General features: G+C 71.8%; 14 protein-coding genes. 5 read left to right on the forward strand and 9 right to left on the reverse strand.

Annotation, left to right across the window (positions count from 1 at the left end):
* A partial coding sequence (locus CJZ98_RS15925) for an oxygenase MpaB family protein (RefSeq protein ID WP_094592116.1) occupies nt 1-660 on the reverse strand: 660 nt, incomplete at its 3' end.
* Nucleotides 661-740: 80 nt separating this feature from the next.
* Here CJZ98_RS15925 and CJZ98_RS15930 point away from each other — a divergent pair.
* Entirely contained in the window at nt 741-3,005 is a 2,265-nt protein-coding gene (locus tag CJZ98_RS15930) for an FdhF/YdeP family oxidoreductase (RefSeq protein ID WP_094592106.1), read from the forward strand.
* Nucleotides 3,006-3,009: 4 nt separating this feature from the next.
* The gene (locus tag CJZ98_RS15935; RefSeq protein WP_094592107.1) at nt 3,010-3,450 is read left to right on the forward strand and encodes a secondary thiamine-phosphate synthase enzyme YjbQ; all 441 of its coding nucleotides are present in this window, start codon (nt 3,010-3,012) and stop codon (nt 3,448-3,450) included.
* Here the strand turns inward: CJZ98_RS15935 and CJZ98_RS15940 are convergent.
* Nucleotides 3,447-4,004 (reverse strand): nitrate reductase associated protein, encoded by a 558-nt coding sequence (locus CJZ98_RS15940; RefSeq protein ID WP_232756549.1) that lies wholly within the window; start codon nt 4,002-4,004, stop codon nt 3,447-3,449. The two genes, CJZ98_RS15935 and CJZ98_RS15940, sit on opposite strands and share 4 nt — an antisense overlap.
* A 55-nt stretch (nt 4,005-4,059) precedes the next feature.
* Between CJZ98_RS15940 and CJZ98_RS15945 the strand changes: the two genes are divergently transcribed.
* Nucleotides 4,060-4,887 (forward strand): glutamine amidotransferase-related protein, encoded by an 828-nt coding sequence (locus tag CJZ98_RS15945; RefSeq protein ID WP_232756550.1) that lies wholly within the window; start codon nt 4,060-4,062, stop codon nt 4,885-4,887.
* Here CJZ98_RS15945 and CJZ98_RS15950 read toward each other — a convergent pair.
* The 6 genes from CJZ98_RS15950 to CJZ98_RS15975 form a co-directional block, all read right to left on the reverse strand.
* Complete coding sequence (locus CJZ98_RS15950) at nt 4,869-5,402, reverse strand: DUF1543 domain-containing protein (protein ID WP_094592108.1); 534 nt, start codon at nt 5,400-5,402, stop codon at nt 4,869-4,871. The two genes, CJZ98_RS15945 and CJZ98_RS15950, sit on opposite strands and share 19 nt — an antisense overlap.
* Before the next feature lie 3 nt (nt 5,403-5,405).
* A complete protein-coding gene (locus tag CJZ98_RS15955; protein WP_232756551.1) occupies nt 5,406-6,770 on the reverse strand; it encodes a SufS family cysteine desulfurase in 1,365 nt (454 codons plus the stop codon).
* Nucleotides 6,767-8,050, reverse strand: coding sequence for a SufB/SufD family protein (locus tag CJZ98_RS15960; protein WP_094592109.1), 1,284 nt, complete (start codon nt 8,048-8,050; stop codon nt 6,767-6,769). The genes CJZ98_RS15955 and CJZ98_RS15960 overlap by 4 nt, the downstream gene beginning before the upstream one ends.
* A complete protein-coding gene (gene sufC / locus CJZ98_RS15965) occupies nt 8,050-8,868 on the reverse strand; it encodes a Fe-S cluster assembly ATPase SufC (RefSeq protein WP_094592110.1) in 819 nt (272 codons plus the stop codon). The genes CJZ98_RS15960 and sufC overlap by 1 nt, the downstream gene beginning before the upstream one ends.
* Nucleotides 8,869-8,962: 94 nt before the next feature.
* Nucleotides 8,963-10,405, reverse strand: a complete 1,443-nt coding sequence (gene sufB / locus CJZ98_RS15970; RefSeq protein WP_094592111.1) for a Fe-S cluster assembly protein SufB — start codon at nt 10,403-10,405, stop codon at nt 8,963-8,965.
* A 24-nt stretch (nt 10,406-10,429) separates the two neighbouring features.
* Nucleotides 10,430-10,804, reverse strand: coding sequence for a ferredoxin-thioredoxin reductase catalytic domain-containing protein (locus CJZ98_RS15975; RefSeq protein ID WP_094592112.1), 375 nt, complete (start codon nt 10,802-10,804; stop codon nt 10,430-10,432).
* A 193-nt stretch (nt 10,805-10,997) separates the two neighbouring features.
* On the opposite strand from CJZ98_RS15975, the gene sufR reads away from it, so the two are divergent.
* On the forward strand, nt 10,998-11,648 hold the full coding sequence (sufR, locus tag CJZ98_RS15980) for an iron-sulfur cluster biosynthesis transcriptional regulator SufR (RefSeq protein ID WP_094592113.1): 651 nt from the start codon (nt 10,998-11,000) through the stop codon (nt 11,646-11,648).
* Nucleotides 11,642-12,052 carry a hypothetical protein gene (locus CJZ98_RS15985; protein WP_094592114.1) on the forward strand — a complete coding sequence of 137 codons (411 nt, stop codon included), beginning with the start codon at nt 11,642-11,644 and terminating at the stop codon, nt 12,050-12,052. Before sufR ends, CJZ98_RS15985 begins: the two co-directional genes overlap by 7 nt.
* Here the strand turns inward: CJZ98_RS15985 and CJZ98_RS15990 are convergent.
* Nucleotides 12,021-12,322, reverse strand: a 302-nt coding sequence (locus CJZ98_RS15990) for an EamA family transporter (RefSeq protein WP_157911040.1), incomplete at its 5' end; no start/stop codon positions are given. The two genes, CJZ98_RS15985 and CJZ98_RS15990, sit on opposite strands and share 32 nt — an antisense overlap.

Below are 12,322 nucleotides of genomic sequence, written 5' to 3' on the forward strand. Positions count from 1 at the left end.
GCCCTGCAGCGGCCCCGGCGCCGCGGGCCAGCCCAGGCTGCCGGCCACCTCGCCCGCCAGCAGGGCCTGCAGGGCCCGGCGCAGCGGCGGCCGCAGCGGGGCTGGCCAGTCGTCCAGCAGCATCGCCAGCGTCGCGTCCGCGATGCGCTGGTTGCTCGCCGCATAGCGGAAGATCTCCCGCTCCACCCGCCCATTCAGCGCCAGCAGCTCCGCCAGGCTGGCCGGGATCGCCCCAATCCCCATCCGCTCCCCCACCGCCCGCCAGAAGCGATAGAGGTGCTCCCGCTCCTCCGCCGTCAGCGGCCGCCAGCCGTAGCGCTCCAGCCAGCGGATCGGCTCGGCCACGAAGCTGGAGAGCACGTAGAGGAAGTCGTCGTTGCTGATGGCGTAGTGGCCGTGGATGCGGTTCATCCGCTCGATCACCGCCGCGCCCGCCGCGCTGTCGATCCCGTGGCGCAGCAGCTCGGCCACCATCAGGCCGGTGTCGTCGTAGCGCTTGCGGGGCCGCTGCTCGAACTCCCCCGTGCGCGCCAGCAGGCCCGAGATCGAGGGCACGCAGAAGGTCTTCAGCAGGGCCAGCTCCAGGGCACGGGTCACGTCCCAGGGGAAGAGCACACCGGCCAGGCGGTGGCAGCAGGCCTCGGATGCCGCCAGGGTCATGGGGGTGGGGGAGTCGGGCTGCCGCGGCCCAAACCCCCGCGAACTGCCGTCAGAGTGAGGATCCTCGCAGGCCCGCGCCCATGCGCGACGATGCCCCCGCCGCCCAGGGCCCAACCCCCGCCCCGGAAGACGCCACGGGTGGCGGCGGCTGGCCCCTGATCGACGGCTGGGCCCGCGCCAGCCTCTCCCCCAGCGGCCCCAGGCTCTGGCAGACGCTCAACCACAAAAGCGCCTGCCTCTCCTGCGCCTGGGGCACCGGCGGCCAGAACGGCGGCTTCCGCGATGAGCTGGGCGAACCGCTGCAGCGCTGCCTCAAGAGCGTGGAGGCGATCACGGCCGAGCTGCAGCCGGCGGTGCCGGAGGCCCTGTTCTCCGGCCGCAGCCTGGCCCAGCTGCAGGCCCTCAGCTCCCGCGAGGCCGACCGGCTCGGCCGGCTGGCCCGGCCCCTGATCCTGCGCGAGGGCCGCAGCCACTACGAGCCCCTGAGCTGGGACCACGTCCACGAGCTGGTGGAAGCCGCCTTCCGCCGGCCCCCCGAGCGGGTGGCCTCCTACAGCTCCGGCCGCTCCTCCAACGAGGCCGCCTACCTGCTGCAGCTGCTGCTGCGGGCCCTCGGCTCCAACAACCTGGCCGACTGCTCCGACCTCTGCCACGCCCCCTCCACCATCGGCCTCACCCGCGCGTTCGGCAGCGGCACCTCGATGGTGAACCTGGAGGGCCTCCAGCACGCCGATGGCGTGGTGCTGGTGGGCTCCAACGCGCCGGCCAACCACCCGCGCCTGATGAACGAGCTGATCCGCCTGCGCGAGCGCGGCGGCACGGTGATCGTGATCAACCCGGTGCTGGAGGCCGGGCTGCTGAAGTTCGGCTCGCCCGCCTTCCCGATCCGCTCGATGCTCGGCGGCGGCAGCGCCATCGCCTCGCTGTTCCTGCAGCCGATTCCCGGCTCCGATGCGGCGGTGTTCCTGGGCCTGCAGAAGGCCCTGCAGGAGCGGGGCGCCATCGACTGGGCCTTCGTGAAGGCCCACAGCGACGGCTGGCAGGCCCTGATCGCCCAGATCGAAACCACCCCCTGGGAGGCGATCACCGCCTGCTGCGGCCTCAGCCGCGAGGAGCTGGAGCACACCGCCGCCCGCCTCGCCGCCTGCCGTGCCGTGGTCTTCGCCTGGGCGATGGGGATCACCCACCACGCCAACGGCACCTCCAACGTGCAGGCGATCGCCAACACCGCCGTGCTCAGCGGCAACGTCGGCCGGCCCGGGGCCGGCACGATGCCGATCCGCGGCCACTCCAACGTGCAGGGCTTCGGCTCGATGGGGGTCACCGTGAACCTGCAGGAGCCGATGCGGCGGGCCCTCGAGCAGCTGCTCGGACGGCCCCTGAGCCCTGTGCCCGGCTACGACACCCGTGCCCTGATCGAGGCGGCCGATGACGGCCGGGTCGACGCGCTGCTCTGCCTGGGCGGCAACCTCTACGGCGCCAATCCCGACAGCCGCCAGGCCCGCCGCGCCCTCGGCCGGATCGACACCATCGCCTACCTGGCCACCAAGCCCAACACCGGCCACTTCCACGGCCTCGCCGCCCGCCAGACCCTGCTGCTGCCGGTGTTCAACCGCTTCGAGACGCCGCACCGCACCACGGTGGAATCGGGCAACAACTGGGTGCGCCTCAACGAGCCCGGCAGCACCCACCTGGCCGGCGGCCAGCTGGTGAGCGAGGTGGCCTTCCTGGCCGAGCTGGCCCACCGGCTGCACGGCAGCGATCCGATCGACTGGCGGCGGCTGCAGGATCCGGCCTACGTGCGCGAGCTGATCGCCCGCACCGTGCCCGGCTACGCCCCCCTGGCGGAGATCGATGCCAGCCGGCGGGAGTTCGAGGTGGCGGGGCGGGTGTTCCACGAGCCCCGCTTCCCCACCGCCAGCGGCCGCGCCCAGCTCGCCGTCACCCCCCTGCCGGATCTCACCCTGCCCGCCGCCGATCACTTCGGCGGCCTGGCCGCCGGCGAGCGGGGCCTGGTGCTCAGCCTGATCACCGCCCGCAGCTACGGCCAGCACAACACCGTCGTCTACAAGAACGGCGATCCATACCGCGGCATGCCCCACCGCGACACGATCCTGCTCAACCCGGAGGATCTGGTGGCCAGCGGCCTGCGGGCCCACGAGCGCATCACGGTGCAGGGGGAGGCCGGTACCCTGACGGGGATCGAGGTGGTCCCCGGCTCGATCCGCCGCGGGGCGGCGCTGATGTTCTACCCCGAGGCCAACGTGCTGATGCGGGCGCGCAAGGATCCCGAAAGCGGCACGCCGGCCTTCAAGCGGGTGCCGGTGCTGCTGCGGGCGGGCTGACGCCATGGCCACCCTGCTCACCCGCCGGCTCAGCGTGTCCACCGGCGGGCCGTTCCGCTGCCACGACCTCACCGCCGACCTGCAGGCGCTGGTGAGCGAGAGCGGCCTGGGCGACGGGTTGCTGGTGGCCGCCGGCCAGCACACCACCACGGCCCTTGTGGTGAACGAGAACGAGTCGCGGCTGCTGGCCGACATCGAGCGCTTCTTCCTCGAGCTGGTGCCGCCCGATCGCCCCTGGCTCCACAACGACCTGCACCTGCGGCCCGAGGTGCCGCCGGATGAACCGCGCAATGCCCACAGCCACCTGATCGCCCTGAAGCTGGGCAATCACCTCTGCCTGCCCGTCGTGGCGGGACGGCTGGGGCTGGGGCGCTACCAGGCGGTGCTGCTGGTGGAGCTCGATGGCCCGCGCGAGCGCCAGGTGCTGGTGCAGCTGCGCGACTAGGGGCCCGGCTCCAGCAGGCCGAACTCGGCCAGGGCCCGCGGCAGGTTGCGGTGCTCATGGCCGGGATGGCTCAGCTTCACCAGGGCGAAGCGCTGCAGCTCATCCAGCCCGGCCCAGCCCGCGCCGCCCACGGCCAGCCCCAGCTGCCGGCACGAGGCGGCCACCAGCTCAGGCAGCCGCTCGCCCTGCTGCCAGGGCTCGTCCAGCGGCCGCGGCAGCTCCTTCGCCCGGCCCGGCCCCAGTGCCGCGCTGCGCGCCAGCAGGTGCTCCCGCAGGGCCTCGATGGCCCCGGGATCGTCGGGCCAGGCCAGCAGCTCGGCCCGTTCCTCTGCGCCGAGCTCACTCCAGTGCTGCAGCTTGAGCTTCACGCCCGCCAGGTCCAGCTTGCGCCGCACCGCCATCGGGATGCAGCGCAGATCGGCCGTGAAATCGGCCTCGAAGGCGAAACAGCTGCTGGCGTGGGAGGAGCCCAGGGGAGGGATGGCGGGGTGCTGCCGCCCAGTCTGAAGGGAGCGCACCGCGATCTCGGGCGCGGGATCAGTCGCCGTTGCCACCGTCCAGGGCCGGGGCCCTTGGTCGAATGCTCACCTTGGCCGCAAGCAGCGCCCCGTGACGGCAGCAGAGTCCCCGACCAGCGCGCCGGCGCCCGCGGCCGCTGCGCCTGCCACCCGGCTGGTGGTGCTGCAGCACCTCGAGCCGGAGGGTCCGGGCCTGTTCGCCCAGGAGGCCGCGGTGCGGGGCTGGCCCGTGCAGGTGGTGCGGCTGGACCGGGGCGAGGCCCTGCCCAGGCTCGAGGCTGCCGATCTGCTGCTGGTGCTCGGGGGCCCGATGGGGGTGGGCGACCTGCGCGATCCCGCCTACCCCTGGCTGGAGGGGGAGGTGGACCTGCTGCGCCAGGCCCTGGCCGCGGGCCAGCCGCTGATCGGCGTGTGCCTCGGGGCCCAGCTGCTGGCCCTGGCGGCCGGCGGCACGGCCGTGCCGCTGCAGGTGGGTGAGCCGGCGCGACCGCTGCGGGAGGTGGGCTACGGCGCGATCACGTGGCATGGCGACCCCGCCACCGATCCCTGGCTGCGGGGGCTGCAGGCCAGCGAGCTGGTGCTGCACTGGCACGGCGACCGCTGCGTGCTGCCGGCCGACGCGGAGCTGCTGGCCAGCAGCCTCCACTGCCGCGAGCAGGCCTTCCGGATCGGCCGGCGGGCGGTGGGGCTGCAGTTCCACGTGGAGCTGGAGCCCCGGCAGCTGGAGCGGTGGCTGGAGCACGACCGCGCCTACGTGGTGGAGGCCCTGGGGGCCGATGGGGTGGATCGCATCCGCGCCGATGCGGCTCGCTGGGGCGAGCGCGTGGCCCGGCAGGGCCGGCGCCTCGTGGGCAACCTCTTCGATCAGCTCACCGCTGAGCCCGGCCCCAACGGGGTTCCTCAGTCGAGGCGCCGGTAGCCGAACCAGTCGGGCACCAGGGGCTGGCTCAGCCCCTCGGGATGGGGCTCCAGCTGCACCCACCAGCGCCCGCCCTCCAGCAGCTCCAGCTGCTCGAGCGCCAGGCAGTCATCCACGGCGCAGAGGTCGTCCTTGTGCTGCAGCAGCCCGTCACGCAGCCAGCGCCGCCGGGCCTCCGCGCTCGCCGCCGCCGCCGTGGGCGCCACCACCAGGCCGAAGTGGTGCAGCTCGGCGAGGCAGTCGGGCCGGTAGGCGCCCAGGTTCACGAACCACAGCCGCTCGGCCCGGGGCGCACCGGGCTCGCGCCCGAGGCGCACCGTGTGGCCATCGATCGCCCGCACCGCCATGAAGGCATCCAGGTGCAGGCCCTGTCGCCGTCCGAACCACTGCCGCCGCAGCTCCGAGAAGGTCGCCTCGATGCTGGGGCCGGCCACAAAGCGCACATCGTGGAGCTCGATGTTGCTGCGGTCAGTGCGCCCGCCCAGCACCGCGAGGAACAGGCAGGGCGCCTGCACCCCTCAGCTGTGCTCCCGCAGGAAGCCGATCGTGCCCTGCAGCTCCTCGGCGAAGTGGTCGATCTCGTCGAAGCTGGTGGTGAAGCTGAGGCTGGCGCGGGCCGTGCCGCTCAGGCCGTAGTGGCGGTGCAGGGGCTGGGTGCAATGGTGGCCGCTGCGGATGCAGATGCCCGCCGCATCCAGCAGCTCGGCCATGTCGTTAGCGTGCAGGCCCTCCACCGTGAACGCCGCCAGGGCGCCGCGGTCGGGCTGCTGCTCCGGCGTGGGCCCCAGGATGCGCAGGCCATCGATCGCCTGCAGCCGCGCGAACAGGTGGCGCGTGAGCCGCTGCTCCCAGGCATGGATCCGCTCCAGGCCGATGGCGTTGAGGTAGTCGAGCGCCGCGCCCATGCCGATCGCCTCGCCGATGGCCGGCGTGCCCGCCTCGAACTTGTGGGGCAGCCCCGCCCAGCTGCTGTGGTCCAGATACACGTCCTGGATCATCTCGCCGCCCCCCAGGAACGGCGGCATCGCCTCCAGCAGCGCCTCGCGGCCCCAGAGGAAGCCCATGCCGGTGGGGCCGCAGAGCTTGTGGGAGCTGCCCACCAGGAAGTCGGCCCCCAGCTGGGCCACGTTCACCGGCAGGTGGGGCAGGCTCTGGCAGGCATCCACCAGCAGCAGGGCGCCGGCGGCGTGGGCCAGGGCCGCCACCTCGGCGATCGGATTGAGGCAGCCCAGGGTGTTGCTCACCTGCACCAGGCTCACCAGCCGGGTGCGCTCCGTGATCTTGCTGCTCAGGTCCTCCAGGTCCAGCTCGCCGGATTCGGTGAGGCCCGCGTGGCGCAGCACGCAGCCGGTGCGGGCCGCCAGCAGCTGCCAGGGCACCAGGTTGCTGTGGTGCTCCATCACCGTGAGCAGCACCTCATCGCCGGGCAGCAGGTTGGCCTCGCCCCAGGTGCGGGCCACCAGGTTGATCGCCTCGCTCGCGTTGCGGGTGAACACGATCTCGTTCGGCGACGCCGCCCCCACGAAGGCCGCCGTCTTGGCCCGGGCCCCCTCAAAGCCCTCCGTGGCCCGGGCGCTCAGCTGGTGGGCGCCGCGGTGCACGTTGGCGTTGTCGTGGTCGTAGTAGTGCTGCAGGGCCGCCAGCACCTGGCGCGGCTTCTGGCTGGTGGCCGCGTGGTCGAGATAGATCAGCCGCTGGCCCAGGCAGGCGGTCTGGGCCAGCAGGGGGAAGTCGGGCCGGGTCAGGGCGGCCAGATCCTCGGCGGGGTCAACGGCGGCGGCCGGGGTGACCGCGGGGGCGACGGCCGCCAGGTCCACCTCTGGCGAGGCCAGGCGCACGGCCGTGGACGACTCGAATCCGGTGGCGGGCACGGTGCTGGTCATGGCCTGTCCTCCCCGCTGCCGGCAGCGCTCAGCATGGCCTGGAAGGAGCCCCAGCTGCGGGCAGCGGCGGGTAACTCACGCAACACCTCCTCGCAGAAGGCCCGCTGCAGCAGATCGGAGGCCTGGCTCGCCGCCAGACCCCGGCTCTGCAGATAGAACAGCTCGTCGGTCTGCAGGCAGCTCACGGTGGCGCCGTGGGCGCACTTCACGTCGTCGGCCACGATCTCCAGCTCGGGTTTGGTGTCGATCCGGGCCCGGTCGGAGAGCAGCAGGCTGCGGCTGAGCTGGGCGGCGTTGGTGCGTTGCGCCGCCCGCGGCACCCGCACGGCGCCGTTGAACACGCTGCGGCCCGCCCCATCGGCCACCGCCTTGTGCAGCTGGTCCAGCTCGCCCTCGGGGCCGGAGAACAGCACATGGCTATGGGTATCGGCGATCTGACGGCCATCCACCAGCTGCAGGCCCCGCAGCGTGGTGTTGGCGCCGCCATCCACCTGGCGCACGCGCGGCTCCAGCCGCGCCAGGCCCCAGCCGGCCGTGGCCGACACGAGGGTCACGGCGCTCTCGGGCTCCTGCTCCAGGGCCAGGTGCGCCAGCAGGGCCGCCTGCGGCAGGCCCAGGGCCACCAGGCCGTGGTGCAGCCTGGCGCTGCGGGCCAGGTGCGCCTCGAGCACGAGCGAGGTGAGGCCAGCCCCACGGGCCTGCACCAGCTGGGAGAGGTCCAGCTCGGCCTTCTCCTCCAGGATCAGCAGCAGCCGTAGGGGCAGCAGCCCAGCGGCGGCGGTGCTCACCAGCTCCAGCGTCACGCTGTGGCGACTGGCGACCCGCAGGGCCAGCACCTGCTCGCTGGCGGCATGGTTCAGCTCCACCGGCCAGTGCTGTTCGCAGCCGGTGGCGGCCAGGGTGTGGCCCAGGGCCTGGACCAGCTCCGCCGGATTCAGGGCCGAGAGGCCCGGGGGCAGCGTCACGCCGGCCAGGGGGTCGCTGCGGCCATCGAGCAGCAGGCGCACCACGCCGGGAGCGGATGGGGGCAGATCGCCCGCCGTTGCGGCCACCGCGCCGGCAGGAGCCGGCTCCAGATCGGTCAGCAGCGAAAGATCGGTGAAGCGCCAGTCCTCCTGGCGCGAGGAGGGCACCGGCAGCGCCGCCAGGGCCGCCCGGCCCCGCTCCTGCACCGCCGCCAGGGCGCCGGCCGGCGCCGGCAGCCGCTCCAGCAGCTGCCGGGTCCAGCCCTCCAGCCCGCCACCTCCGACGGAAACGCGCACTGTGGGACTGGCCACCATCAGGCCACCTCCGCCGGCTGGCGATCGGCGTCGGCGCCCTCCAGGGCCGCCAGTTCCGCGTCCACCCAGTCGTAGCCGCGCTGCTCCAGCTCCAGCGCCAGCTCCTTGCCGCCGGTGCGCAGGATCCGGCCCGCCGCCATCACATGCACGTAATCCGGCGTGATCGCATCCAGCAGGCGCTGGTAGTGGGTGATCAGCAGGGTGGCGGTGTCGGGGGTGGCCAGGTGGTTCACGCCGCCGGCCACGATGCGCAGGGCGTCGATATCCAGGCCCGAATCGGTCTCGTCGAGGATCGCCACCAGCGGCTCCAGCAGCGCCATCTGCAGGATCTCGTTGCGCTTCTTCTCCCCGCCGCTGAAGCCCTCGTTCACCGAGCGCTCCAGGAAGGCGGGATCCATCTGCACCACCTGCAGGCGCTCGCGCACGAGATCCTCAAATTCGAATGTGTCGAGCTCGGCCTCACCGCGGTGCACACGGCGGGCGTTGGTCGACACCCGCAGGAACTCCAGATTGCTCACCCCCGGGATCTCCACCGGGTACTGGAAGCCGAGGAACACGCCGGCGCGGGCGCGGATCTCAGGGTCCAGCTCCAGCAGGTTCTCGCCTCGGTAGGTCACGCTGCCGCCCGTCACAGTGTAAGAGGGGTGGCCGGCCAGCACCTTGGAGAGGGTGCTCTTGCCGCTGCCGTTGCGGCCCATCACCGCGTGGATCTCTCCGGCGCGGATCGTGAGATTCACGCCCTTGAGGATCGCCTTGGCCTCAACCCGGGCGTGCAGATCCCGGATCTCAAGCAACACGGGGGCATCGGGACGAATCACGGGCAGATCGGGGAAGGAGAGGAAAGAACAGAACGGGAACGGTTGGCACGGGCCGGCGCGGTGGCGACCTGGAGGCGTCGGACCGGGGGCGGTATCAGCCCACCGATCCCTCCAGCTTCAGGGCCAACAGCTTGTCGGCCTCGGCCGCGAATTCCATCGGCAGCTGGTTGAACACATCGCGGCAGAAACCGCTCACCATCATCGACACCGCCTCCTCGAAGCCGATGCCGCGGCTCTGCAGGTAGAAGAGCTGATCCTCCGAGATGCGGCAGGTGCTGGCCTCATGCTCCACCGCCGCCTGGGGCTGCTGGGAGCGGATGTAGGGGTAGGTGTTGGCGGCCGCCTGGTCGCCGATCAGCATCGAATCGCACTGGCTGTAGTTCTTGGCCCCCTCAGCCTTGGGGCCGATCTGCACCAGGCCCCGGTAGCTGTTGGCGGAATGGCCGGCGCTGATGCCCTTGCTCACGATCGTGGAGCGGGTGCGGGGCCCCACGTGGATCATCTTGGTGCCGGTGTCGGCCTGCTGGCGGTTGTTGGTGAGGGCCACGGAGTAGAACTCACCCACCGAATCGGCGCCCTGCAGCACGCAGCTGGGGTACTTCCAGGTGATGGCAGACCCGGTTTCCACCTGGGTCCAGCTGATCTTGCTGCGCGCCCCGCGGCACTGGCCGCGCTTGGTCACGAAGTTGTAGATGCCGCCCACGCCGTTCTCATCACCGGCATACCAGTTCTGCACGGTGGAATACTTGATCGAGGCGTCATCGAGCACCACCAGCTCCACCACGGCCGCATGCAGCTGGTTGGTGTCGAACATCGGCGCGGTGCAGCCCTCCAGATAGCTCACCGACGCGCCCTCCTCGGCCACGATCAGGGTGCGCTCGAACTGGCCCGTATCGCCGGAGTTGATGCGGAAGTAAGTAGAGAGCTCCATCGGGCACTCCACGCCCTTGGGAATGAACACGAAGGAGCCGTCGCTGAACACGGCGGAGTTGAGGGCAGCGAAGTAGTTGTCATTGCTGGGCACCACCGTGCCGAGATAGGCCTCGATCAGCTCCGGATGCTCCTTCACCGCCTCGCTGATCGAGCAGAAGATCACGCCGTGCTCCGCCAGCTTCTCCTTGTAGGTCGTGGCGATCGACACGCTGTCGAACACGGCATCCACGGCCACGTTGGAGAGGCGCTTCTGCTCGCTCAGCGGGATGCCGAGCTTGTCGAAGGTCTCCAGCAGCTTGGGATCCACCTCATCGAGGCTGGCCTTCTTGGCCTGCTGCTTGGGCGCCGCGTAATAGATGATCTCCTGGTAATCGATTGACGGATAGCCCAGGGCTGCCCAGTCGGGCTCGACCATGGTCAGCCAGTGGCGGTAGGCCCGCAGCCGGAAATCGAGCAGGAAAGCCGGCTCCTCCTTCTTGCTGGAGATCAGCCGCACCACATCCTCGCTGAGGCCCTTGGCGATCTTCTCGGTTTCGATGTCGGTGACAAAGCCATATTTGTATGGCTGGCTCACCAGATCACCAACGGCCTGCGGGCTGCTCATGGGAGGTATGGGGTAGGGCCGGGGTCAGCCGGCGGTGAGGGCTTTGATCTCGTCGAGGCCGATGGTCTGCTGCTCGCCCCGGAAGGGGTTGTCCTCCGTGAGGAACAGCATGCAGTGGCACTCCTTACGCTCGCGCATCGGCACGCAGGGGCAGTTCCAGAACGCCTGGGCCACCTCGGCCTGCTTGTCCTCGTAGTGGCGACAGGGGCAGAGCGCGCCGCCCAGCTCGTCCTTGTGGCGGGCCAGGCCCTCCAGCACCACCGCGGTCACGCCGGGATCACTGCAGAAATAGGTACCGGTGCGCTGGGCGTAGGTCTCGGCGAACTTGCGGATCACCTCAAGGCTGTCGGAAGCCTGCGCTTTCGCCGGGGCCGCCGGAGTGCTGGGAGCGTCGGACATGGGGTCGGGAGAACGGAGCGAACCGGGTGCGGCCAGGCCCAGGCCATCACGGGAATTACGAAACTACGGGGTTTCGCAACTGGGAGCCTAGGGCAGGCGGGCCGGCGACTGGGTGGGGACCCGCCATTGTGGCGCCTGCCGGTCCCACAACTGCCGTTCGGGCGTGGCAGGGTGTAGCGGATCGGTTGCCGCCATGAGCGCCTCCACCCAGGCCCCAACCCGCGAAGCTGCCCTCACCCTGTTGCTCCGGCAGGGCGAACTCACGGCGGGCCAACTGGCGGACCAGCTCAGCGTGTCGGTGCAGGTGATGCGCCGCCACCTGCGCGGCCTAGAGGAGGAGGGCCTGGTGGAGGCCAGCCCGGCGCCGGAGGGCCCCGGCCGGCCCAGCAACCGCTGGCACCTCACCTCCGCCGGGCGCGGCCACTTCCCCGACGGCAGCGAACACTTCGCCCTGGGCCTGCTCAGCTCCATGGCCGCCAGCATGCCGCCGGATCAGGTCCGTGGGCTGCTGCGCCAGCAGGCCGCCGACAAGGCCACCGACTACCGCCAGCAGATCGGCAGCGGCCCTTTGCCCAAGCGGATTGAACGCCTGGTGGATCTGCGCCGGCGCGAGGGCTATGTGGCCGAATTCCGCCGCGAGGGCGATGGGCCGGCCTGGCTGATGAGCGAATTCCACTGCTCGGTGATGCGCATCGCCGAACAGTTCCCTTGCGTCTGCGACCAGGAACTGCAGCTGATCCGCCACACCTTCCCCGACTGCCAGGTGGACCGCATCCACTGGCTGCTCGAGGGCAGCCACGCCTGCGGCTTCCGCCTGCTGCCCCTCAGCCCCGAGCCGTGCTGAGTCCAGAGGATCTCCAGGAGCTGGAGGCCAGCCTGCTGCCGGCCCTGGAGCGCCACCACCTGCGCCTGCTGGCCCACAGCCTGCGCAGCCTGCAACAGGCCGCCGACCACTCCGATGGCGGCGCGGCCAGCCCCGATGCGGCGGATGGGCTCCCCGATGCCGCCGCCCTGGCCCGCTGGGCCAGCGGCCAGCCGGGCCTCCAGGCCGACCCCGGCTTCATTCCGGTGCTGCTGGAGCAGCTGGACAAGGCCGCCGTCCAGCTCAAGGTGATCGCCCGGGAGCAGCAGCGCCGCCCGCTGCAGCTCTCGATCGCCGACCTGGTGACCTGGGGCCGCCGCCAGGCCGATGCCCGCCTCGCCGCCGGCCCGGGCGTCAACCCGAGCCCAGCCCCACCACACAGCTGACGCCCGCCAGGGCCAGCAGGGCGGCGGCCACCCCGGTCCAGCCCGGCCGGTCCCCCTCCAGGCCCGCCAGCGGCAGGGCCATCACCGGGGCCGTGGCCATCAGCGCCACCGCCAATCCGCCCGGGAGTCGCTGCAGGGCGGTCTGCTGCAGGGCGATGCCCAGGCTGGTGCCCAGCAGCGTGGCCACCAGCGCCAGGGGCCAGCGGCGCCCCGGGGGCCGGGGCCCCTGGCCCAGGGGCGGCAGCGTGCGCAGCAGGGGCAGCAGCACCA

It is taken from the genome of Vulcanococcus limneticus LL (assembly GCF_002252705.1).
Taxonomy (GTDB): Bacteria; Cyanobacteriota; Cyanobacteriia; order PCC-6307; family Cyanobiaceae; genus Vulcanococcus; species Vulcanococcus limneticus.

Coding starts and splice junctions, on each gene's coding strand:
- CJZ98_RS15975 (WP_094592112.1), bottom strand. CDS start 10,804: ATGTCCGACGCTCCCAGCACTCCGGCGGCCCCGGCGAAAGCGCAGGCT.
- CJZ98_RS15960 (WP_094592109.1), bottom strand. CDS start 8,050: ATGGTGGCCAGTCCCACAGTGCGCGTTTCCGTCGGAGGTGGCGGGCTG.
- sufR (WP_094592113.1), top strand. CDS start 10,998: ATGAGCGCCTCCACCCAGGCCCCAACCCGCGAAGCTGCCCTCACCCTG.
- sufB (WP_094592111.1), bottom strand. CDS start 10,405: ATGAGCAGCCCGCAGGCCGTTGGTGATCTGGTGAGCCAGCCATACAAA.
- CJZ98_RS15955 (WP_232756551.1), bottom strand. CDS start 6,770: ATGACCAGCACCGTGCCCGCCACCGGATTCGAGTCGTCCACGGCCGTG.
- CJZ98_RS15930 (WP_094592106.1), top strand. CDS start 741: ATGCGCGACGATGCCCCCGCCGCCCAGGGCCCAACCCCCGCCCCGGAA.
- CJZ98_RS15935 (WP_094592107.1), top strand. CDS start 3,010: ATGGCCACCCTGCTCACCCGCCGGCTCAGCGTGTCCACCGGCGGGCCG.